Annotated in this window: 18 protein-coding genes, 1 other RNA gene and 1 riboswitch; of the genes, 9 read left to right on the forward strand and 10 right to left on the reverse strand. The window is 56.1% G+C overall.

What is annotated here, in order from left to right:
- Positions 1 to 204 precede the first annotated feature (204 nt).
- Together IGS16_RS05335 and IGS16_RS05340 are read left to right on the forward strand one after the other, a co-directional pair.
- Complete coding sequence (locus IGS16_RS05335) at positions 205 to 726, forward strand: pentapeptide repeat-containing protein (protein WP_297083945.1); 522 nt, start codon at positions 205 to 207, stop codon at positions 724 to 726.
- Positions 727 to 782: 56 nt separating this feature from the next.
- Positions 783 to 1,076, forward strand: a complete 294-nt coding sequence (locus IGS16_RS05340; protein WP_297083947.1) for a hypothetical protein — start codon at positions 783 to 785, stop codon at positions 1,074 to 1,076.
- Positions 1,077 to 1,144: 68 nt separating this feature from the next.
- On the opposite strand, the gene IGS16_RS05345 is transcribed toward IGS16_RS05340, so the two are convergent.
- The gene (locus IGS16_RS05345) at positions 1,145 to 1,525 is read right to left on the reverse strand and encodes a hypothetical protein (protein WP_297083949.1); all 381 of its coding nucleotides are present in this window, start codon (positions 1,523 to 1,525) and stop codon (positions 1,145 to 1,147) included.
- 232 nt (positions 1,526 to 1,757) lie between these two features.
- Between IGS16_RS05345 and IGS16_RS05350 the strand changes: the two genes are divergently transcribed.
- Positions 1,758 to 2,213 carry a DMT family transporter gene (locus tag IGS16_RS05350; protein ID WP_068510327.1) on the forward strand — a complete coding sequence of 152 codons (456 nt, stop codon included), beginning with the start codon at positions 1,758 to 1,760 and terminating at the stop codon, positions 2,211 to 2,213.
- 39 nt (positions 2,214 to 2,252) lie between these two features.
- Here IGS16_RS05350 and xseB read toward each other — a convergent pair whose 3' ends face one another.
- From xseB to xseA, 3 genes are all read right to left on the reverse strand, one after another.
- Complete coding sequence (xseB, locus tag IGS16_RS05355) at positions 2,253 to 2,480, reverse strand: exodeoxyribonuclease VII small subunit (RefSeq protein WP_297083952.1); 228 nt, start codon at positions 2,478 to 2,480, stop codon at positions 2,253 to 2,255.
- A gap of 93 nt (positions 2,481 to 2,573) precedes the next feature.
- Positions 2,574 to 5,099, reverse strand: a complete 2,526-nt coding sequence (locus tag IGS16_RS05360) for a hypothetical protein (protein ID WP_297083953.1) — start codon at positions 5,097 to 5,099, stop codon at positions 2,574 to 2,576.
- 119 nt (positions 5,100 to 5,218) lie between these two features.
- Complete coding sequence (xseA, locus tag IGS16_RS05365; protein WP_297083955.1) at positions 5,219 to 6,439, reverse strand: exodeoxyribonuclease VII large subunit; 1,221 nt, start codon at positions 6,437 to 6,439, stop codon at positions 5,219 to 5,221.
- A gap of 483 nt (positions 6,440 to 6,922) precedes the next feature.
- Between xseA and recA the strand changes: the two genes are divergently transcribed.
- From recA to hetR, 3 genes are all read left to right on the forward strand, one after another.
- On the forward strand, positions 6,923 to 8,035 hold the full coding sequence (gene recA, locus IGS16_RS05370; RefSeq protein WP_172358577.1) for a recombinase RecA: 1,113 nt from the start codon (positions 6,923 to 6,925) through the stop codon (positions 8,033 to 8,035).
- Positions 8,036 to 8,039: 4 nt separating this feature from the next.
- Entirely contained in the window at positions 8,040 to 9,905 is a 1,866-nt protein-coding gene (locus tag IGS16_RS05375; protein WP_297084049.1) for an FAD-dependent oxidoreductase, read from the forward strand.
- A 930-nt stretch (positions 9,906 to 10,835) separates the two neighbouring features.
- Positions 10,836 to 11,744: a heterocyst differentiation master regulator HetR gene (gene hetR, locus IGS16_RS05380; RefSeq protein ID WP_297083957.1), complete on the forward strand. Its 909-nt coding sequence runs from the start codon at positions 10,836 to 10,838 to the stop codon at positions 11,742 to 11,744.
- 342 nt (positions 11,745 to 12,086) lie between these two features.
- Here the strand turns inward: hetR and IGS16_RS05385 are convergent, their stop codons facing one another.
- Entirely contained in the window at positions 12,087 to 12,530 is a 444-nt protein-coding gene (locus IGS16_RS05385) for an RrF2 family transcriptional regulator (protein ID WP_297083959.1), read from the reverse strand.
- Positions 12,531 to 12,555: 25 nt separating this feature from the next.
- Positions 12,556 to 13,173, reverse strand: coding sequence for a TMEM165/GDT1 family protein (locus IGS16_RS05390; protein WP_297084060.1), 618 nt, complete (start codon positions 13,171 to 13,173; stop codon positions 12,556 to 12,558).
- 532 nt (positions 13,174 to 13,705) lie between these two features.
- Here IGS16_RS05390 and IGS16_RS05395 point away from each other — a divergent pair.
- Positions 13,706 to 14,179, forward strand: coding sequence for a hypothetical protein (locus tag IGS16_RS05395; RefSeq protein ID WP_297083961.1), 474 nt, complete (start codon positions 13,706 to 13,708; stop codon positions 14,177 to 14,179).
- Positions 14,180 to 14,501: 322 nt separating this feature from the next.
- Here the strand turns inward: IGS16_RS05395 and rnpB are convergent.
- Positions 14,502 to 14,983, reverse strand: an RNA gene (gene rnpB / locus IGS16_RS05400) — RNase P RNA component class A.
- Positions 14,984 to 15,030: 47 nt separating this feature from the next.
- On the opposite strand from rnpB, the gene IGS16_RS05405 reads away from it, so the two are divergent.
- Both IGS16_RS05405 and IGS16_RS05410 read left to right on the forward strand, forming a co-directional pair.
- The gene (locus IGS16_RS05405; protein ID WP_068510346.1) at positions 15,031 to 15,360 is read left to right on the forward strand and encodes a DUF3593 domain-containing protein; all 330 of its coding nucleotides are present in this window, start codon (positions 15,031 to 15,033) and stop codon (positions 15,358 to 15,360) included.
- 393 nt (positions 15,361 to 15,753) lie between these two features.
- Positions 15,754 to 17,745: a protein kinase gene (locus IGS16_RS05410; protein ID WP_297083964.1), complete on the forward strand. Its 1,992-nt coding sequence runs from the start codon at positions 15,754 to 15,756 to the stop codon at positions 17,743 to 17,745.
- A gap of 142 nt (positions 17,746 to 17,887) precedes the next feature.
- Here the strand turns inward: IGS16_RS05410 and IGS16_RS05415 are convergent, their stop codons facing one another.
- The 3 genes from IGS16_RS05415 to sir form a co-directional block, all read right to left on the reverse strand.
- Positions 17,888 to 19,480, reverse strand: coding sequence for a BamA/TamA family outer membrane protein (locus tag IGS16_RS05415; protein WP_297083966.1), 1,593 nt, complete (start codon positions 19,478 to 19,480; stop codon positions 17,888 to 17,890).
- 423 nt (positions 19,481 to 19,903) lie between these two features.
- The gene (locus tag IGS16_RS05420; RefSeq protein ID WP_297083968.1) at positions 19,904 to 20,560 is read right to left on the reverse strand and encodes a Uma2 family endonuclease; all 657 of its coding nucleotides are present in this window, start codon (positions 20,558 to 20,560) and stop codon (positions 19,904 to 19,906) included.
- On the reverse strand, positions 20,550 to 22,469 hold the full coding sequence (gene sir, locus IGS16_RS05425) for a sulfite reductase, ferredoxin dependent (protein WP_297083969.1): 1,920 nt from the start codon (positions 22,467 to 22,469) through the stop codon (positions 20,550 to 20,552). Before sir ends, IGS16_RS05420 begins: the two co-directional genes overlap by 11 nt.
- A gap of 355 nt (positions 22,470 to 22,824) precedes the next feature.
- Positions 22,825 to 23,034, forward strand: a riboswitch (cyclic di-AMP (ydaO/yuaA leader).
- Positions 23,035 to 23,039: the final 5 nt, after the last annotated feature.

A 23,039-nucleotide genomic window follows, 5' to 3' on the forward strand; every position in this document is an offset into this window, starting at 1 on the left:
CTTCTTCTCAGCGAACCAGCATCGGCCAGCCCTCCAGCGAGGCAGATGCAGTCTTTGTAGGAACCATGAGAAGATAGCATTGGCAGTTACATTGGCAAGCACGGCTGGCAAACACGGCTGGCTAGCCCCGTGAGTAACCCTCGCTGCGTGAGTAAAGCCGAGTGAGTCATCAATGCCTGCTACGATGCGTTTGGGTTCGGTGAGATGGTCGAGCGTCCTGTGAAATCGGTTGTGGCACGCGGGCTGGGGTTGCTCCTGGTTGTGGGGTTGGCCTGTCTGTGGGTGATGCTGAGCGCAGTTCCGGCGATCGCCGCTGTGGACACGGTGAACTACAATAACGCAGACCTCAAAGGGCAGGACTTTTCGCACACAGACCTGTCCGGCAAGGCATTTGTCTCCGCAGAGATGCGCGACATCAACCTGGAAGGCTCTGACCTGAGCAACGCTATTCTCACCAAAGCGGTGATGCTGCGGGCAAACCTGCGGGATGCCAACCTGACCGCCGCGCTGGTGGATCGGGTCTTTTTGGTGGGCGCAGACCTGACCAACGCCATTTTGGAAGATGCCACCATGACCCGCACCAGCTTTGAAGACGTGACTGTGACGGGGGCAGACTTTACCAACGCCATCCTCGACCGCTATGAAATCGCCAAATTGTGCGATCGCGCTGAGGGCGTAAACCCGGTGACGGGCGTGGCTACGCGAGACAGCCTTGGCTGTCGATAGGGCTTGCGACATCCCAGTTAGGGCGCTAGCATGGTTCAAATGAACTATTTTCCGCCATGCGTGCCCGACTAGAAAACGACCTCCTCTTCCTCCACTGCGACGATGTGCCGCCTTACAAGAAGACGGGGTCGCAGGTGCGAAATACCTACTTTTGGGCGCTAAAGGCGATCGCCGCCCATGCCCCCTACGCCCGTGATTGGGAATTTGATCCAGAGGTTTGGGTCGCGTTGCAACGGCTGTTGCTGTCTTTTGCCGAGTCAGGCTATCTGGGTCTGCGTGAAACCCTGCTGGAGTTTCCGCCCGACACCCCGATCCCCGACCCACTTCGCGCCGTGTCTACATGGGAGTAGACACTTCAGGAAGATTGCTCTACACAAGCCCAATTGGAGATTTTGGAGCGGGTTCTAATACCAAACTCCTACTTCTTCTTCAGGGTTTGTGACCCTACCAAATTCGGCATTTTGGGCGGCGGGATGGAGGGCAGCACGCCATCTTTCAGCAGCGATTGAGTAGGCGTGGGAATGCTGGAGAGCGTGTGATCAGGCAGCACCGAAACGCGGGGGGTTGCCACAGAGGAAATGACCTCATTGCCCAGGATTGAGGTATTGACCGGGGGCGGCGCGGGTGGAGTGCTGCCGGAATAGAGAGTGGTGTTGACGGGCGATCGCAGGCTTGGAAACAGGGTAGGATTCAAAACGGACGTGTCTACCTGAACGTCGGGGTGATCCGAGGGATGCTCCGGCAAACGGCCCAACGCTCCATTAATAGGGGGCGGGACTTGGGAAGGGTCAATGCTCATGGCTTTTTCCTTGTCCAGGATTGGCTGAAACCTAGCATATCGTCCACACGGCACCAGAATTGCACTGGAATTATGTCGATCTGTTGCGGTGCTGCCTTCCCTGACTGGAGCGGGCTTCGATTGCCCGCTCCATATTTATAGCGATATCAATAATCTTGATGTTAAGATATTCATTATATTCTTGATGTCAAGTATCTTAGCATCGAGATAAATTGCTAGAGAGCTTCAAATTATGAATGGACGCACCGTTTTTTTGCTGGCCGCCCTTGCGGGGGGCGCGATTTTGCCTGTTCAAGTCGCGATTAACACGCTACTGCGTCGATATGTCGGGGAGCCGATGCAGGTGACGTTCATTTCCTACCTGGCGGGGACGCTGGCTTCGCTGGCGATTTGTCTGGTGGCCCGCTACCCACTTCCGGCGGCGACCTCGCTGGCGCAAACGTCTTGGTGGATGTGGGTGGGCGGCTGCTTGGGCACGCTCTACGTCTGGTCTACGATTTTCACCACGCCGCGCATTGGGGCAGCGCTGGCGCTTTCGCTGACCATCGCGGGTCAACTGATCGCCGCGCTATTTTTGGATCATTACGGGGCACTTGGACTAACCCGCTACGCCGCCAGTCCGACTCGCATCGCAGGCGTGGTGCTGGTGATTTTGGGTGTGTCGCTGGTGTCCTACGTCAGACGTTGAGGGCGATCGCCCCACTCGCCTCAGCTTGCTAGAAAACGCCTAAAAATCTTCGTCCTCATCGTCGTTCAGCGTTTCGATCAGCAGCGTCATCTGCGCCTGCTGCTGCGCCAGAAACGCATCGCACTGGTTCAGTTGCTCAACGGCGATCGCAAACTGGCTAAACACGGCTGCTAGATCCAGATCGCCCGTCTCGATTTGCTCGATGATGTTTTCGACCTGGGCGATCGCCGTTTCATAGTGCCAATCGGGAGTTTTCTTAGGGGGCATGATTTTAATTAACTTTCTAGAAGATTGGGGTTAAGAGTCAGGAGTCAGGCAAACCGTTTTCGGCAACAGTTCCAGACATCAATCGTTTTTACGTCAGATCAGGGAACCTTGCCACCTCTCAACGACCTCTGGATCAGGATGAGCTCGCACCCCTCGCTCCTCCAGGCAATCCACAAAGCGATCAATGCTGATTGATGCTCCAAGCTCGCCTGCATCATATAACCCTTGAAGCCATTTCTCCAAAGAAGGAATCATATCTAAAGGGAAACCCGCGGCTCTGAGGGAACTCTCAAAATCCCAATCAGAAATTGTTGTTCTGGAAATCAAGTCATGGGCTTTGTAACGATAGATGCAAAGGGCGCGGGGTAGGGGAATGCAGGTTGGCATGAGGTCAAAAAGATAAACGAGATATCGGAAGCGTCGGCTTTGACGGAGCCAGTCATAAATCTCCCGCGACTCGGACTGGTCAAGGCAATGCTCCACCTGCATCAGACACCAGAGCCAAATACTTAGACCCCTAACCGCAAGCCAATGCAGAGGGCTTCCTGACCGCTTGCTTTTGAGCTTCGCAATTCTCAACCACTTTCTAGAGGCATTTTCAGCGTTCAGTAGCCAGTCCACACCGCTGCGCTGATTGCTGGGGTACTGCAACCCATATGCCTCAGTCCATAGCGAAGAGAGAATTTGACAGGCTTCCGCATCTAGTTGCTCTAGCTTTCTAAAGTCGCCGCAAGAGCGCTCTGACTGTTTTACCAAATCCTTAAAGGTGCGAATACCAGAAACAAACTGTTCTGATTTCTTCTTGGAAACCAAGCCCCAAAGCAAGGAAACGAGAAATGCTGCCGATGCAACAAAGAGGGCTGCTAAAGCAAGACCTAGTAGGTAGCCTATCACCGTCTGCAAATCTTGCACTTCGTGAAAAACCTGGCCAAATAAGGTTTGTGGAAGGCTCGTTGAATCGAGCTTTAGATCAATAAAATTGGGAAGTGCCAAAACAGGAGCCGCAAGTGCTGCAATAATGCCAAGGCGACGAGTCCATACCTCCAAGCTTTCCTGCGTCATCCGGTCGGCTTGTTGTAGCATCGAATTCACGGTTTCTACAGAGCGTCCAACACTCCCTAACAGTTGTTCGTCCCATTCCTTCAAAGATTGCAGGGGCTGTTTCCAGTAGTGATAAGGGTAAGCATCTAGCAGGGCTTCTCGCAAATCATTGAGATGAGTATCCTGACAAGGAGAATACGTCAGATTTCGATCCCAAAAGTCTTCTGTTCCATCTCGATAGCCGTCGAATTGCCGCTTCAATTGAGCAACATCGCTGCTTACTTTCTCTAGCGAAGATTGAACTTGTCGCAATGGAAGTGAGAGTTTTTCCATCTCCAGGTAAACTTTTTTCAGAAGCCCGCCGCTGATAGTTGGCAAGAAACTGACAGCATTCTTAATCAACTCACTCAGCCCGTCCAGAGTTCCGCCCCACCGAGCTTGTCGAGATCGCAAAGGCTCATATTCAGTAGAAATCAGGCGTAATTCATGCGCGATCGAAAACTCCAGGTAGCTGAGTTGATCAGCAATAAAATGTAAATCTCTTTCTAATTCTTGTTCAGTGAAAATTTTCCCTTTGCGAAGTGGAAAAGTCAAGTATCGGGGATGGTAGAAATCTCTGCTAATTTGGGCACGCCGCAGTGTCAAGAAGTCTCCTTCTAATACGCCCCCGCTTACTTCTTTTGCAAAGGGATCATCAGACCCAAGACAGGTTTTGACTAGGGGATACAAGCTATCCGATTTCTTAGCTGCTAACTCTTCTGGGCAGGAGGGCGAGTTAACATATTGAGCAAAGTAAAAAACGGGGGATATTGCTTCGCAGTCCTTTGCAAATTCTGGCTGTGCTATGCCAAAACCACAGAAGGATCTGATCTTTGCAAAGACTGTTTCCAACTTGCCCCACATCACGTCTTGCAGCAAGAAGCTTGCCTCATCCAAAGACAAATTGGGAACGGCATCGGGTTGAGATTGCAGATCATTAGACGGTGGCGGGGCCCAATAGCCGCCTATCGGGTAGCTGCTCCACAAAGCCAATATCGGGTTGTAGATTAAGCGATCTTGGCTGAGCTTGAATTGAACAAATGAAAGTGACCAGAAGATAGAGCAAGAAGACCAATCGATAGAACTTAGGATTTGCTCAATGTAGAGACAAAGTTGTTCCCCGCGAAGTGTTCCATTGAAGTGTTTTTTTAGGGCTGCCAAAAAGTTCTGGGGATAAAGCGGCGCAAAAAACATACACTGGCGCTTATTAAAAGCGTCTCGAAATTTAGCTTCAGACGACGCAGTTTGAAGCTGAACAGCGTAGGCCTCAAACTCTCTTTTCATTTCATCATTCCACTGCTGAGCCGCCTGAGGGTCTAGCCAATTCCAAGCTTTGCCCTGACTAGATACACCCAAGCTCGCCCCTGGTATGTCTAAGAACAATTGAATTAGTTTGTGGATTGCTCGTGCGTGGTCAGTTGCATCCCTGTCATTCGTGCGCCAGTAGAGCGGGTAGCTAGTCAAGAGCGCGACGCGAGTGAATCCATCTGATGAGGATAATGAGGATTCGTCTGCTCCCTGATTGTTCATTTTATTCATTTGTCGACCTCCCCTAGCCCTTGCCAGTTGAGTACTAATACTTATGTCACTATTGTCGCTCCAGATTTCGGGGCGAGAAGCAGACATTTATTATTCTTTGCACATGTACATATTGTGTCTTATGAGATGCTTTTCACTTCGGCAATCAGTTCACCCTGAGCCAGGGTAATCGTCAGCGTATCGCCGGGGTGGAAGGTTTCGGTGGAGCGGGCGATCGCCCCATTTTCTTGCCGCACCACCGCATAGCCCCGGCGCAGGACTACTGCCGGGTCGAGGGTTTGCAGGGTTTGGCGCAGGTAAAGCGTATGCTGCTGGGACTGCTGGAGCCGTTGCTGGGTGCTGCGGATGAGCCGCTGGCGCAGGGACGCAACGACCTGGATGCGCTGCTGCACCTGGCGATCGAGCCGTAGGCGGGAAAGGCGATCGCGCAGTCGTACAACATGCCGCTGCGCCTGCTCAATCCGCTCGGCGGCAACGCGGTAGAGCGCCAAACACCGCTGCTGATGCTCTTCCACCAGGTCATCTAGAATCGGAACTGCCGCCTCAGCCGCCGCTGTTGGCGTGTGGGCGCATAGGTCGGCCGCCAAGTCAGCCAGCGACTCATCCCGCTGGTGCCCGATGCCCGTGATCACTGGGATGGCACATTCCGCCACTGCCCGCACCACGCGCTCGTCATTAAAACAGTCCAGGTCTTCCGCTGCGCCGCCGCCCCGCGACAGGATTAGCACGTCTGCCCGCCCGTCCCGCTCAACCCGGCGAATCGCCTGGGCGATCGAGGGCGGAGCCAGTTCGCCCTGCACCATCGCAGGCGACAGCAGCACCCGCAACCCTGGATAGCGATGCGACAGCGTGCGCTGAATATCGCCCCAGGCGGCGGCTTGCGGCGACGTGACCACCGCCACCACGCGGGGATGGGGCGGAAGCGGGCGCTTGCGGTCTGGGTCAAACAGCCCCTCCGCCTCTAGCCGATTTCGCAGTTGCCGATGACGGAGCGATCGCAGCCCTTCGCCCGCGGGCAGCACCTGCCAGATTGTGAGCTGATAGCTGCCCCGCGCCGGATACGCCTTGATCTGTCCCAGCACGATCACCTGCTCACCCCGCACAGGCATCACCGCCAGCCGATCAAGCTGGCTGTTCCACACCACCGCGTTGATCGCCGCCTGCTCATCCGGGTCTTGCAGCGTCAAAAACAAGCCGCTGCGGTGAGGATTCACGCTTGATACTTCGCCCGTTACCCACACCTGCTGAAGCTGCTCATCGTCTTCCAGCAAGGACTGGATGTAGTGGGTCAGCCCCCCTACCGACAGGGCTGTATTGGGATAGCGCAGAGAAGAAGACACAGCGAGGCTTGGGGGCTAGGGTTCAAAACTGGGCACACTTGGAGTCTAAAGGCTGACTCGGCAATAAACTTCACAATCAGCGACCTGGCCGACTACCAGGAACAAGATTCTTGTACTAGAATAGTACAGACGTATCGAAATCTCCAGGATTAGCGTATCAAACTTCTAAAGCGTCCTCAGATAAAGCGTCCTCAGACGGCGATCGCAAATTGAATCACAATCAATCAAATCACAATCAATCAAGAGATCAAATTGAGACAGAATCAGATTTAGACTCAAAAGTGGCGTTTCCGAATCCAAGTGAGAGATTTAAACTAAAGATTCATTAGATTCATTGCTGAGATTTGTTAATTCATCTCTGGCTTTGGAACAAGGTGACCCTTTTACAGACTACTTGTCTTCTAGGCTGTTTGCTTTCATAAATAATTCACTCCTGCTCGCTCCTCCCGCATCTGTCCCCTCCTGCATCTAGAAGAGGCCCTAATGGCTAAGGCGACTGACAATAGCAAAGTATCGGAACCCAAAGAATCTAAAGAGAGCGCCGAAAAGCGGAAAGCGCTGGACATGGTAATGTCCCAAATCGACCGCAACTTTGGCAAAGGCACGATTATGCGTCTGGGGGATGCCAGCCGCATGAAGGTGGAAACCATTCCCACGGGTGCGTTGACGCTCGATCTGGCGCTGGGCGGTGGGTTGCCGAAGGGACGGGTAATTGAAATTTACGGGCCGGAGAGTTCTGGGAAAACCACGCTGGCACTCCATGCAATTGCCGAAGTGCAGAAATCTGGCGGTACGGCTGCTTTTGTAGATGCCGAACACGCGCTTGATCCGACCTATTCGGCAAACCTGGGTGTGGATATCGACAATCTGCTGGTGTCCCAGCCCGACACGGGTGAGGCGGCGCTCGAAATTGTAGATCAACTGGTGCGCTCTACCGCTATCGATCTGGTTGTGGTGGACTCGGTGGCAGCGCTGGTGCCCCGCGCCGAAATCGAGGGCGAAATGGGCGATACTCATGTCGGCTTGCAGGCGCGGCTGATGAGTCAGGCGCTTCGCAAAATTACGGGGAACATTGGCAAAACGGGCTGTAGCGTCATTTTCCTGAACCAGCTCCGGCAAAAAATCGGCATCTCCTACGGCAACCCCGAAACCACCACAGGCGGCAACGCGCTGAAGTTCTACGCCTCGGTGCGACTGGACATTCGCCGGATTCAAACGCTGAAGAAAGGAACCGAAGAATACGGCATCCGCGCCAAGGTCAAGGTCGCCAAAAACAAGGTCGCACCGCCGTTTCGCGTAGCGGAGTTTGATGTGATTTTTGGGCAGGGCATTTCCACCTACGGCTGCTTGATGGATTTGGCGGAAGAGACTGGCGTGGTGACTCGCAAAGGGGCGTGGTATAGCTACAACGGCGAAAACATTAGCCAAGGCCGCGACAACGCCATCAAATACATGGAGGAAAATCCCGACTTTGCCAAAGAGGTGGATCAACTGGTGCGGCAAAAGCTGGAGATGGGTGCGGTAGTGTCTGCAAACTCAGTTGCGCCGCCCGACGCGGACGATGAAGACTACGACGAGCTAGAAGACGAGGAATAGCAGTCTGGATAGTCTGACCACAGATGTTTTAGTCGTCGGCGGCGGCACAGGCGGCACAGCGGCAGCGATCCAGGCGGCACGGCGTGGTGCGTCAGTGGTGCTGGTGAGTGAGTTCTCTTGGCTGGGGGGAATGCTCACGAGTGCAGGCGTTAGCGCTCCCGATGGCAACGAACTGCGATCGCTCCAGACAGGACTCTGGGGGGCATTTTTGCGATCGCTCTCGGCACGTCAGCCCGGTGGACTGGATCACGCCTGGGTCAGTTTCTTTACCTATGATCCAGGCGTTGGGGCGGCCATTTTTGCCGATTGGGTGCAGGCGCTCCCCAATTTGCGCTGGATCACGGGGCAAACGCCGCTGGCGGTGCTGCGCGAGGGCGATCGCATTACGGGCGTGCGCTTTCAGGAGTTCACCATCCACGCGCAAATCACCCTCGACGGCACGGAACTCGGCGACCTGCTGGCGCTGGGCGACGTGCCCTACCGCTGGGGTTGGGAGTTTCAGCCAGAGTGGAACGAGCCGAGCGCTCCGCTGCAACCGACCCTGCTGACGGAGCAATATCCCGTGCAAGCGCCCACCTGGGTTGTGGTGCTGCAAGATTTTGGCGAAGCGGAGGCTCCCAAAATTCCGCCGCCACCAGACTATGACCCGATCTGTTTTGAGGGCGCGTGGGATGGCTATGGGCCGGAGAAATTTCTCAACTACGGGCGGCTGCCGGGCGATCGCTTCATGATCAACTGGCCCCATCACGGCAACGACTATGGGCACAACTTGAACCGCTTGGTGCAGTCTGCTAAAGCGCGGCGCGAGTTCGATCAAGAGGCCCGAAACCACGCCCAGGGCTTTGCCCACTTCATCCAGACTGAATTGGGGCGGCGCTATGGGCTGGCGGACAAAACCTTTCCGGCAGCGTCGCACAGAATGGGCAGCAGTGCCTTTGCGCTGCATCTCTATTACCGCGAGAGTCGGCGGCTGCGGGGGCGATCGCTCGTCACGGAGCCGGACATTCTGCCAATCCCAGGGGGACAGGTGGCTGCGCTGCCTGTCAATGAGCAGGGAGAACCCACGGCGATCGCCCTCGGCAACTATCCCAACGATCACCACTATCCCGGCTACGAGTTTCCGCTGCATCCCAAGTCGCTGCGCTGGGGCGGACGCTGGACGGGGACGCTGTTTTCCCTGCCCTACGATTGCCTGGTGCCAGAAGCGGTCGAAGGGATTTTGGTGTGCGAGAAGAATATCTCTGTGTCGCACATTGCCAACGGCGCAACCCGGCTACAGCCCGTCGTTCTGGGGTTGGGGCAGGCAGCGGGCATGGCGGCGGCGCTGTGCATCGAGCGAGGCTGCTCCCCTCACAACCTGCCCGTGCGCGAGTTGCAAGAGGCGCTGCTGACCGATCCCATTGCTCCGGCTGCTGTGGTGCCGCTGTTTAACCTGCCGCCAGATCATCCCGACTGGCTGCACTGGCAGCGCCATTACCTGGATCATCCCGACCAGTATCCGGCCGATGGCAATGTGCCAGGGCGGCCCGTGGTGGGCGCAGCAGCGCGATCGCCCCAGTCCAGATTGCCCGCCTCGTCCGCCGTGCGGGGGCTGATTCATCCCCTCGCGTCGCAGTCCTACACAGTAACGCTGACAGAAGGGGCGATCGCCTCCCTGCAGCCGGTCCAAGCCTTACCCAGTCCCCTCTCTGCCGCCCTGTCGTTAACCATAGTTACGCTGGATGCAGACATTGACGCGCAGCTTCGGCAACTCCAAACGCCGCAGTGGGCCAACCTTTTGGGAAAAGTCAATCTATCAGGCGGTTGGTTTCTAGCAGAAAACGTAACTCTTTTAACGAGTTTTCCTGATCAGTTTGAGGGGTCTCCGTAACAGAGAGTAGAAACCTTTACACGGATGCTCTCATGCTGACCGCCAACTTATTAATCCTGTTTGTTGCGCTGCCAGCGCTCGTTAGCACTCTGGCTGATGCAAATCTGCCCTCGGCCTCTTTCTCTCGGTCGATTTATGGCCAAATGGCAACGGGCGCTACGCCCCCTGCTAGCGATCAATTCCATCGCGGCAGCGGACGTTGCACGACGACTTGCTCCTGACCAGCCCTAACCTGTCTGCGGCTGCACACTCGAAATGCCTCGCCTGCTCAAGCAACCGTTTAAGCAACTGAATTGCCCGAAAACTGAATACAGCGATATCGCATCACTCCCTGCCAACTTCTAGCGCACAAGTATCTGATCAGCGCCCCAGCCAATTTCCTGACGGCTCGTGGCAAGGATTCCGCCAAAACTCGGCAAATTTTCGGAAAATATCCGGCAAATGCCTAGTGAATCGCTCAGGAAACGCCTGGTATAACAGAGTCAGGTTTGTTCGCTCAGATGCAGTTTGTCAAATCAGTAGCAATCATTCTCCTGTGCAAAACGTTCCGGTTAGAAAACGTCTATAAGCCCTAGAACTACGGTTTCCAAGTTTACGAAGCGAAAGTTCGCCGATTTGCCCAAAAAGTTTGCTCCAGCCTTGGCCGGGATTGGGCGATCTCCAGACTGTTTGAAGGGAGCACCACTACCTGTCTGATTTACAAATCTGCGTTAGCAGGGAAACCTGTTGAGCGGCGATCGCAACAAGATTGCAGGATTGCCTTGGCAACTTGCAACCCTTGTAGCCTCCAGCTTAGACCCGCTAAAGCTCTGTTCAGAATTTGGCGATATGGTTTAAGCTAGGGGTATTTTCGTAAAGACTGTACGTTGCCAATCGCACAGTCTGCAACCATTCTGATACCCACTTATTGCAACGGCTCTTCGTAACAAGATGACTAATGATTTGGATCTGATCAAGCGCCTGAGTCCGAGTGCGATGGATCAGATCATGCTCTACCTGGCATTTAGCGCAATGCGGACGGGCGGACACCGCCACGGCGCATTTCTAGACGCAGCGGCCACTGCTGCCAAGTGCGCGATTTATATGACCTACCTAGAGCAGGATCAAAACCTGCGGATGACGGGGCATTTGCACCACATCGAACCCAAGCGGGTGAAGGTCATTGTCGAAGAGGTGCGTCAGGCACTCACTGAAGGCAAGCTGCTGAAGATGCTGGGTTCTCAGGAGCCGCGCTACCTGATTCAGTTGCCCTACGTGTGGATGGAGCAGTTTCCCTGGCAGCCGGGGCGATCGCGCATTTCGGGCAGCAGCCTGACAATGGAAGAAAAGCGCCAGATTGAAGAGAAACTGCCGCCCAACCTGCCGGACGCGCAGTTGATCAACTCGTTCCAGTTCATGGACATCATCGAGTTTCTGCACGAGCGATCGCAGGAAGACCTGCCCGAAGACCGCCGCCTGCCCATGAGCGAAGCGCTGTCTGAGCATATCAAGCGCCGCCTGCTCTACTCCGGTACGGTGACGCGGGTAGATTCGCCCTGGGGAATGCCGTTCTATGCGCTCACCCGCGCCTTCTATTCGCCGGCCGACCGCGAAGAGCGCACCTACATCATGGTGGAAGACACTGCTCGCTACTTCCGCCTGATGCGTGACTGGGCGGAGTATCAGCCCCGCGTATTGCGAGTGTTGGAAGAATTGGACATTCCTGAAGACCGCATCGAAGACGCGCTGACCGATCTGGATCAGGTGCTGCGGGAATGGGGCGATCGCTACCATAGAGAGGGCGGTGTTCCCTTCGTTGTGCAAATGGCCGTCGGCCCCAAGGACGACGCGGAATCGTAAGTTCTGCAACGGTCAGGCAGCACTTCTAGGCAATACTTCTAGACGATGCTTCAAGATAATGCTGCTGGACGATGCTGCACTGCGCGACTGCACCGCCAGCTAGTATCACGAGTTCAAAGCTGCGGAAATAGGTTGGACGCTCGTAGTGGTGACTTCAGTCGCCTAATTTAGGGCTGTCCTGTCTGAAGCAGACTAAAGTCTGCACTACAAACCTAAGCAGACTAAAGTCTGCACTGCAAAACTAAAGTCTGCACTACAAACTTAAGCAGACTAAAGTCTGCACTACAAACTAGAGGTAGGATCACTGCACGGAAACATTACACGACATACTACGCAGCTATACTACACAATAAAGTGGGGCGTTTCGCTCTGAATCGCCTGGCGACTTTTGGCATCAAAGTATAGATCTTCGAGGGAGATGCTGTGTATGGCATCGCGCAGCTTGTCGTGCAGGCGATGCCATAGCGTCAGCGTCACCCAGTCTTCGGCCTGGTCTGTGTCGGGGCTGTGGCGCGGCAGCGGATCGACCTGCTCCCCGACTGCTTCTAGAATTTGCCCCAGCGAAATCTGGGCGGGCGGCCGCGCCAATTGATAGCCACCCTGCACACCGCGCACCGATTTCACCAATCCTGCCTGCCGCAGCTCGATCAGCAGCTTTTCCAGGTAGGGTGCAGGAAGCTGCTGTCGAGTGGCGATCGCCCGCACGGAGGCGGGCCCGCCGCCCGGTTGCAGGGCCAAATCCAGCAGGGCCTTGACGCTGTAGTGTCCGCGAGTGGTGAGCTTCATGCGGAGTTCATCGGAGGTTGGAGTGTTAAACGCCGTTGGCGGTGGCGATCGCCGCGAAGATTAGGAACAGTCCACCACCAAGCAGGGTCAGCGTTTTTTCTGACAAGCGACCGGCGATCAGCCTGCCCCCAATGACGGCGATCGCCGCGCAAATGGCGTGTCCCAGGATTGCGCCGACCGATACCCCAAGGGGATTTTTAGCCGCCGCCAGACCGATAGTGGCAATTTGCGTGCGATCGCCCCATTCTGCCAAAAACGTCAGCCCAAAGGCTTGCAGAACCACTGCCAAATTGGTCGGCCGCTTGGGCAGCACTTGTTCCGACTGCGTGATGGTTTCTATCGCCTCTTCGCAGGCCTCAGTACAGGGGTCGTCAGCCATACGCCAGCCCTTGATCAAAAGCTGGATTCCAAACGCCAGGAATAGTGCTATCTCAGCGTAATGGACAACCGCTGGCGAAAACAGGGACATCACGCGCCCCATCATCACCGAAATCAGCGTCATCGCCGCCAGCGCACCCACTACGCCCAAAAAGACGAGCGATCGCCGATGCCGTGTTGCCAAAATCACGCCAATGAAAAAAGTTTTGTCGCCCAGTTCTGAAACCGTAATCAGCAGCAGCCCCGCAACAAACGCCTCGAACAGACCCGGCTGATACAAACCTGCCTCGACCATGCTCTCATCTCCTCTCAGGATAAAGGTACAAGCCTGAGTGGACTCGATGAGAGGCAGCGCACTCCACCAAGCCCACTCCGACGGTGGACTTAGTGAAGGTCTCACTGAATGCTCGGTCAGCGCTCTTAGCGACAGCCCATGTGCATTACCTGAACCAGGGTCATCCCCAGTGTGTTGATTCAGGTTTCCGGAACGCGCCGGATAGCTACTCCCCTTCAGTCAATAAGTATTATTGCATGGTTTGGAAAAAAGTTGGTGTCGTGCTGCGAATCCTCAGAAAATCTGGGCAGGTGCTAATGTTGCTCAGGATGAAGGAGCGTGGTTGAATCGCCCCCTTTACGCCGCAACAATTAGTCAACCAAAGTCAATCGAAGTTAGCATCAGTCGGCATCAGTCGGCAGAATTAAATTTTTTGAGCTAGGACTCTAGAAAACCCATGAAATTGAGCATGACTATAACCTTGAGCCGGGTATCGCACCAAACTTTAAGCATGAGCTTGAAGTTGATGCTCGCAAGCGCGATCGCCCTCGTCGGATCGCTTGGGCTGCCGCTGGAGGCCCCGGCCCAAGCGCAGACGGCAACAGCCCTTGCACCGGGGGCGATTCCCGTAGGGGTCGCTTCGCGAATCGCCCAGATCAGCGAAGAGCGAGTCGGCCGCGTCAACCCAGCGCGTCCCATTCGGATCGAAATTATCAACGGCGGTCGGGCTACCATTGCCGCCGCCCTGACGCAGCCCGCCTCCGCCGAACGGCAAATTGCCCCCAATAGCCAGACCGCCTTTGGCACGACGACCACCAGCTTTTTGCCACTGCCGATTAACCTGCTGGTCTATCCGCTGGGCACAAACATCGGGCTGAGTGTAGACGTGCTGGTGGAAGGTAACGTGATTCAAGTCATCGTTAGCGAACAGCTTTCGGACGATTCGGGCACGATTAACCTGTCGGTTGACGAAAACGGCACCGTGCTGCTGATTTAAGTCTGAGCCAATGACCGTGCTGCTATTGCGACAGTGGGTGTGTTGCGAGTGTCTGTCGCGGCTGAAGGCGACGATTTAAGGGGGCGATCGCTCTTCTAGTGGTCTGCAAGACCTGGCAAACTGCGGGTCTTCCTGCGAGTCTTACTGCGAGTCTGGCAGTCAAACGGGCGATCGCCCCCACAATTTAGATTTAGATAGAACTTACGCAGTTGAATTAGATAGGACTTACGCAGTTGAAGGATTTTTTGCGGCGCAGCCTACGAGAAACCCTTCAAAATCCAGAAAACTGACCGCAAGTGCGTAAGCCCTGTTAGAGAAAATAGGAGGGAAGAGGCGGACATAAGCCGGGTTCTGTTCTCGCACTGGCAAGCCAGCCGAGGGCAGTTATCTATCTGGGATGCCTGTCGCCAGACACCTCTAGCGGATTGGCAGATGCAGCATACACTGCACCTCGGAGCCGGTAAAAGACCAACCGTTGCTCCTTCGACCTTGCTCCCGACCGGGGTTTACCGAGCCAGCGCCTCTCGACGCTGCTGGTGCGCTCTTACCGCACCTTTGCACCCTTACCCAGGGTTAGGATTTTGGATTTTGGATTTTGGATTTTGGACTTAGGATTGCCTCCAAAATCGCCAATCGCCAATCTCAAATCGCCTGGGCGGTATGTTTCTGTGGCACTATCCTCACGCTCACGCGCACTTGGCGTTACCAAGCAGGTCTGGTCTTTCGGGAGCCCGGACTTTCCTCAGATGCCACCAGAGCCGCAACTGCAACTCCTCAACATCCGCAACCGCCGTCGCCTCCTCTTCCCGATCTCCAGTCTAGTTTGCAAAACTCCCACCCTGCTCTCTGCAATGTTTTCCAAAGAAACCCTCTTCGCCTTGTCGCTCTTCCCCTACCTCGGCTTTTTATGGTTTTTGACAAAGGCAGGCAACACGCCCCGACTGGCGCTGGTGGGGTTTTATATGACGCTGGTGTTTGTGGCGGTGACGATTCCAGCGGGAATCTACGCGGAGCGGGTGGTGGGTGAGTCGCTGGCCAACGTGGACTGGCTACACGGCAGCGCAGAGGCATTTTTGACCCTGGCGAATGTGCTGGTGGTATTGGGCTTTCGGCAGGGCATTGTGCAGCGGCGATCGCCCAATCCGGGGCAAGATTCCTCATCCCACGTCCCGAAATCCTAACCAAATTTTTCCGTTCGGCGGGCTTGGGGTTAGCATTAGCGAAGGGTGTTGCTTTGAAGCGTGAACGGAGCGCGATCGCCAGACTGCTTTTTGCCGCCGCACTAAACAGAACCAAACCAAACGGAACCAAACAATCTATCTTGAGCAGGAAGGCGCGGGTATTGCTGCTCATGCTTAAGCTCTATGTCTAAGGGCTTTATGTCTAAGGGCTTTATGTCTAAAAGCTTTATGCCTAAAGCATCTCAAGCTCTTGGACAAGCTTTTTGACGGTGGGGTTTCAGCCAGCAATACCAGCCGAGTCGGGAATCTCTGGAGGCAGCGGAGTCGTTGTCTTGTTCGCTCCGTTCCGATCCGGGGGACAATGAACCATACGAGCCTCAGTGCGCTACCACCATGACTTGTTGCCTAAACCCAAAGTGTAAAAGTCCTCAGAACCCTGACGATGCCAACGTGTGTCAGAGTTGCGGAGCCACGCTAACGCCACTCCTGCGGGGACGATATCGACCCCAGCACCCCATCGGACAGGGTGGGTTTGGGCGCACCTATCTGGCGCTGGATGAGGATCGGTTGGGGACGCGCTGCGTGGTGAAGCAATTTTCGCCCCAGGTGCAGGGCACCAAGTCGCTAGAAAAAGCGGTGCGGCTGTTCAACCAGGAGGCGGTGCGGCTGGATGAACTGGGCGAGCATCCACAAATTCCCACGCTGCTGGCCTATTTTGAGCAGGACAATTATCTCTACCTGGTGCAGCAGTTTGTCGAGGGGCAGAGCCTGCTCCAGGAAATGCGGCAGACCGGGGCGTTTGGAGAGCGCCAGATTCGAGAGGTGCTGGCGGATATTCTGCCGGTGCTGCGGTTTGTGCATCAGCGCCAGGTGATCCATCGCGACATTACGCCGACCAATATCCTGCGGCGACAGGGCGATCGCCGCCTAGTTCTCATCGACTTTGGCGTGGCCAAACAGCTTGGCGATGCACCCGTCGCCACAGGAACCCGCATTGGCACAGAGGGCTATGCACCCATCGAGCAGTTTCGCAGCGGCCGCGCCTACCCCGCCAGCGACCTCTACAGCCTGGGGGCGACCTGCATTCACCTGATGACGCAGGTGCGACCGGATAATCTCTATGATCCGCTGGAGGGTCGCTGGACTTGGCGAGAATACCTGGCAGAAAAGGGCACGCTGGTCAGCGACCAACTGGCGCACATGCTCAACCAAATGCTGAAGGATCTGGTGTCGGAGCGCTATCAGTCGGCCGATGAGGTGATGCGCGATCTGAATGCGGACTATTTCATGCCGACGAGCCGGCCGGGGCGATCGCCCGCTCCTCAGCCTTCTACCCAACCCTCGGCTTCTCCGTCGCCCCGTGTCGCAGCGTCACCCCAGGCAACTGCCCCTCAGCGAGCTGCATCCCCGGTCGCCTCGCCTGCCCGCCCGTCCAATCCGCCTACCTCTGCGCCGCCCACCTCGCGCCCGCCGCTGGTGCGTCCCACAGTGCCGCAAATTTCAGGCTGGCGCTGTATTCATACTCTGGTGGGGCATGGCTCTTGGGTTACGAGCGTGGCAGTGGACGAAGCGGGGTCGGTCGTGGTCAGCGGCAGCCTAGACGACACGGTAAAAGTGTGGAACCTGACCCAGGGCAACCTGCTGTTTAACCTGGCGGGTCATAGCCGGGGTGTCAATGCGGTTGCGATTAGTCCTGATGGGCGCACCTTGCTGAGCGCGGGCGATGACTGCTTGATCAAAGCCTGGTATTTGCCCACGGGTGCGCCCCTGCGAAACTTATCCGGCCACAGCCGCGACGTGAATGCGCTGGCCGTCAGCCCTGACGGGCGACTGCTGATTAGCGGCGGTGAAGACCGGACGATTCGCCTGTGGAGCCTGGCCAATGGCGCGGTGGTCAAGGTGCTGCCGGGAGTGCTGAGCATGATCAAGGCGATCGCCATCGGTCGCGATGGGCGCACCTTTGCCAGCGGCGGGCTAGACAACAAGGTGCGGATCTGGAGCCTGCAAACGGGCGAACAGCTTCGCCTGCTGTCGGGCCACGTCAGCGCGGTGAATGCCCTCGCCTTCCACCCCGACAGCCTGACGCTGGCCAGCGGCAGCCGCGACAAGAGCGTCAAGATCTGGAATCTGCAAACCAGCGAACTGCTGCACAACCTCGCCGACCACACCCGCGAGGTGAATGCCCTGGCGTTCAGTCCCGACGGTAAGATTCTCTTTAGCGGCAGCAGCGATGCCACAATCAAGCTGTGGGACGTGGCCAGCGGGCGGCTAATCGATACCCTGGTGGGGCATGGCGATAGCGTGAATGCGATCGCCCTCAGCGGCAACGGTCGCTATCTCGCCAGCGGCAGTTCGGATAATACCGTGCGGGTGTGGCAGCATTGAGGGAAGAGGGAAGAAGGAAGAACGAAGAAGGAAGAGGGAAGAAGGAAGAACGAAGCAGGAAGAACGAAGAAGTTTCGTTTTTCGTTCTTCGTTTTTCTTTTTTCTCTCTTCTCTCTTCTTTCCTCTCTTCTCCCGTCATGGGCTAGAAGCGATCGCCAAAGGTGGCAATCAACCTGCTCTCGCCCGTGTCGGTAAAGCCAAACTCTAGCCGACCAAAGCCCAGCGGCGTGCGGGCCTGCAACCCCGCCCCAAAGCCAAAACCCTCGCCAGGTTTGTCGCGGGCGATGGCGGGTTCGCCGATCACGTCATCGGCCGTGCCCAGATCATTGGCGTAGTCGATGAACAGGATGCCACGCAGGTCGATATCGCGGTTAAACAGGTTCAACCGGGCAACCGGAAAGCGATATTCTGCGGTGGCTTGGATAAAGCTGCTGCTGGTGCTGACGCCGCCGCCCGAAAAGCCCCGCACCGAGTTGTTGCCGCCCAGGTTAAAGCCAATATAGGGCGGCACATCGCCTAGGGTTGTGCCCGCCTGCACGTTTAACACTAGCGTCCGAGGCCCCCGATCAAAGCCGAACAGATTCAACGGCAGGTAGTGGGTATAGGAGCCAGTGAACCGGGTAAAGGCATCGTCCGTGTCGATCAGAAAGCCCTGGCTCGCTCCAAACCGCAGCAGGGAGCCTTCGGTAGAATAGGCTCCATCGTTGCGGCGATCGACCGCTGCCACAAAGTCCACACTCACTAGGTCGTCAATCCCGTTATTTTCTACGGTGAAGCGATTGCCGTCTTCATCTCTGGGGAAAATATTGTCTGAAAAGAAATCGTCGCGCACCGACACCCGCTGATAGGTCACGCCCAGCGCCGACTCAATTTCATTGCCAATGGAAAAGGTATATTCCACGCCGCCGCCCAGTCGGTGAATCCAGGGCGTGTCGCCTGTGGGCAGGTCTACGTCGCGATCGCCCCCTTTGAACGCGCCCAAGTGCGATCGCTGGCTAAACACATTCGCGCCAAAGTTGCCAAACACCACGCCCAGGTCGGCTCCCAGCGCCGTAGTGCCACCCACCACCGCCAGGTGAATGTAGCTGTCTGCGCTGAGGGGTTGTCGCAGGCTGGCCACCGCTGACAAACCCGTGCTTTGGATCGTCGTCCGCACCACACGCCGCCGCAGGGGGCTTTGCAGAGCCGTGGGATCGGGCAGATCGCTCGCAAGCTGAAAGCGGAGCGCATTGCCCTGCTCGAAGTCGTATAGGGCAGGGATTTGGGCGATCGCCTCCGAATCTAGCGCCGTCAGAGACGACTGCCGCTGAGCGGGCACAAGGATAGGCGATTCAGACCCATCCGGTGCATTTCGGGGGGAAAACGTCGGCTCGACCTCTAGCGTCTCTTCGACCCACAAATCCTCAGCGCGGGTCGAAGCGTCTGGCATGGGCGCGACGACGGTTTCTGGCTCCGGCGCAGACGGCTGAACACCAGACAGACCCCGCCCCTGGCTGCGCGTCGCCTCTGCTTCAAGCCGCTCCAGCGATTCGGGCACTTGCCCCGCCTGGGCCAACAGTGCAAGTCCTGCTACATCGGCTCCGTCCTGCTGGGGATGAAGCGTATCCTGATGAGTTTTCAAGAGTTCTGGAGTTGCCTGAACCGACAGCGCAGACATCAACACCACGCTGATCGTTCCTGCGACCTTCGTCAGCACGCTCAGCGACATCACAGGCAAATGGTAGAGCCGTTGCATGGACTTTATCTCCTCACATAAAATTTATGAACCCTGCGCCGCCTTTTGTTCTTAGTAAGAGTAAAAGTAAATCGTCAGCCAACCGTCAGTGAACCGTCCTAGTCAACAAGAAGGATAGCGGGTAGACGGATTCGCTGAAATCAGCGCAATCAATGGTGCTGACCTCATCAAAAAATACATCGTAAGCCGAAGCAAAGCAGAGCCGCAGCTTTGCGAACAAATCGTCATGGCGAGTCGATAGACTGCCGACTCGACTTATCCTGCGCGGATTTTCTCAAAGGCAGATCGTCATCCAGCCAGCGGGAGTGAGCCAGATGACGAGACTTATCGAACATCCCGAAAAAATTGATTCAATCCAGTATTCCCAAAGATGGCTGAAGACGATGCAATCCGTACTCAGCTTCTGCTTTGATGATGCTGCTCCTAGGCTTCTGCTCTGAATGCTCGAACGGCTTGCAGCCTGGATTCAATCGCGACACACTGGGTCAGTTTTCGCAGGTCGATGCCGGGGATAAATTGACTGGTTGCCGCAGGCTGATAGCTTGCGCCATCAAGCTGGTAGAGCCGAATCTGACCCTCTTCCCAAAACCATACTTCGGGAACGCCCAGTGCTGGATATCGCCTGAGCTTATCGGGGCCGCCGCTCATGAACATCACCTCGATGGCGAGATCTGGAATCCGTTTCTTTTCGCCAAAGCAGTAGGACTCGTCAGCCTGCACCGAGGCGATCGCCTCCTTTTCTTGAGAGAACGACCCCGTTGAGACAAATTCGATCCCCTGGTTTAACAGGTAATCTTCGAGCAGATAGCCCAGGTTGCCCTTGACAATTTCATGCTCTGGCGAGGTAGACAAAATCTCTAGCTCTCCCTGGTAATAAAACAGCCGCACCCCAGGCGAATCGGCAAACCCCCGCTGAATCGCCTGGAAGCTGTCCCAGCTTACGCCCGTCTGGACGAATCGCTGCTCGGTGGAAGGGATAGAGCTTGGGTCATGGCAACAGTCCCAAAGATTCGGTCTAACTTGCCCAGAGCGCTTGCCCAGAGCGCTTGCCCAGAGTGTTGACCTGCGGCTAGCGGTCAAACTGCTTCAGGTATTCCTCTAGCGCCTGGGTGGTGATGTCGGTCATGGAGAGGCCCTTGTCAGTGGCGATCGCCTTCAGCTTTTCATACACCTCATCGCGGATGCCGATGCGGTAGCGGGCTTTGCCGGGGCGGGCGGGTTTGGCGACCTGGCCAGGCTTATACTTCGCTGCAAACTGGCGCAAGGCCTCTAGACCGACGCGGTGGGCAAAATCCCCAAAGCTCTCGTTGGCGTTGCGCTTTTGTTTGAAAAAGACGAACAGCGGCTCCAGCGTTTTTTCCAGGTCTTGAATCGGCATTTTGTCCATGTAGACTAGGCCGAGTCGAGTCTGGTGCGGATCGGCCCCCAGCCAGACTTGGTAAGCATCCGGCGCTTGGCCGACAAAGCCAATTTCCGCCAGGTAGGGGCGGGCGCATCCGTTGGGGCAGCCCGTCATCCGCACGACGAAATGCTCATCGGGCAAGCCCACGCGATCCAGCAGGGCGCGAATCCGCTCCAGCACGGTGGGCAGGGCGCGTTCCGATTCGGCGATCGCCAGGCCGCAGGTGGGCAGCGCCGGACAGGCCATGGAATAGCGCACCAGCGTATCGATGTCGGTTTCTGCCTGGATGCCGCAGCGGGTCAGGATGGCTTGAATCTTGGGGCGATCGCCCGGTTCGATGTCGTGCAGCAGAATGTTCTGGTGCGGGGTCAGGCGCATGGGCAGCGCGAAGGTCTGCTCAATCTCGCGCAGAGCGGTTTTTAGCTGAAACGTGCCCTCATCCTTGACGCGACCATTTTCTACCGAAATGCCCAAAAACAGTTTGCCGTCGCCCTGCTCATGCCAGCCCAGAAAATCTTTATATTCAAACGGCGGCAGCGGCTTCAGCGGTTGCAGCGGTTTGCCCAGATAGCTCTCCACCATGCTGCGAAACTTATCCACGCCCCAGTCATTGATCAGATACTTCATACGGGCATGACGGCGCTCAGCGCGATCGCCGTAATCCCGCTGCGTCGCCACGATCGCCTTCACCGCATCGTAAATATCGGCTTTATCGACATAGCCAATCGGGTCAGCCACCCGCGCAAAGGTTTCCTCCTTGTTGTGCGTCCGCCCTAGCCCGCCGCCCGCGTAAATGTTGAAGCCCTCCAGATTACCCTGGTCGTCGGTAATCACCACCAGACCCAGGTCTTGGGAAAACAAATCAACGGAATTGTCGCCAGGAACAGTCACGCAGGCCTTGAACTTGCGGGGCATATACTGCGCACCGTAGATCGGCTCTTCATGGTTATGAAAAATCGTGCGATTGCCGTTGCGCTGGCGGGCTGCCACCACGTCGGGATGCTCCTCAGCAGAAACGGCCTTTTCGCCATCCAGCCAGATTTCGTAGTAGGCCCCCGTCTGCGGGGTCAGCAAATCCGCAATGTTGTTGGCATATTCCCAAGCCAGCGCGTATTCGGGGCGATCCTTGAACGGGGCGGGTGGGGCCATGACGTTGCGATTCAGGTCGCCACAAGCCCCAAGCGTAGACCCCAGATTGCGGACGATGGTAGCCATCACCGTTTTCAGGTTCTTTTTGAGGATGCCGTGAATCTGGAAGCCCTGTCGCGTGGTCGCCCGCAACGTGTGGTTGCCGTATTGCTCCGAGAGCGTGTCCAGCGCCAGATAAAGCTGGGCGGGAATAATGCCGCCGGGGCTGCGCGTCCGCAGCATAAACTGATAGTCTTTCTCCTGGCCTTTGACCCGGTTGTCGCGGTTGTCTTGCTGATAGGAGCCGTGAAACTTGAGGATCTGCACCGCATCTTCGGTGAAGTGGGTGGTGTCTTGCCGCAGCTCGGTGGCGACGGGTTCCCTCAGCCCGTGGCTGCGCTCTTTGATACCTTCGACCTTGGAAACTTTGGGAGCGGCGGGTGTGGAAGTAGGAGACATAGACTGGCTGGAGAATGGCGGTTAAATAAGGATCGGCGCGATCGCAAAGGCAGTAATTAAGTAATTCAATGCCCAGTTAAAGTTTAACGCTGGATGGGATGCCGTCGAGGAATATTCCCGGTATCCCGATAGGAATTAAGCCCTATCAGTATCTCAAATTTTATCATCTCATTGGCTGCTGCCCGATTCAGAAAATCTGAGAAAGTCTTCATATCTGCGCCGTATCAGCATCCGTGGATCGATTTCCGTATTCAGGAGTACGCATCTACTGGATGATTTCTGCTTTACTCTTGCGTAGATAGTTGTACGCAAGTAACGTTGACGAAACAATCTGCGTAAGCTATCTTCTCAATCAACCATAAGTCAGCCTAATCCAGCACGCTCTCCGTCGTTTGACGACCAGGCAACAGGCTGGAGCGGAGGAACCAACCGTTGGGGCATATCTTGGTAGGTGCTTGGAAGAAGCATAGGCTCCGGGCGTGTGCAGTATTTCCAAAACCTCAGAGAAGGGCATCTCTCAGCCCTCGCCCGTCAGCTAACTTCGTCGGCTTTGGGAGGAGACTTGACGTT

Source organism: Thermoleptolyngbya sp. C42_A2020_037 (assembly GCF_015272455.1).
In the GTDB taxonomy this organism is placed as follows: Bacteria; Cyanobacteriota; Cyanobacteriia; order Elainellales; family Elainellaceae; genus Thermoleptolyngbya.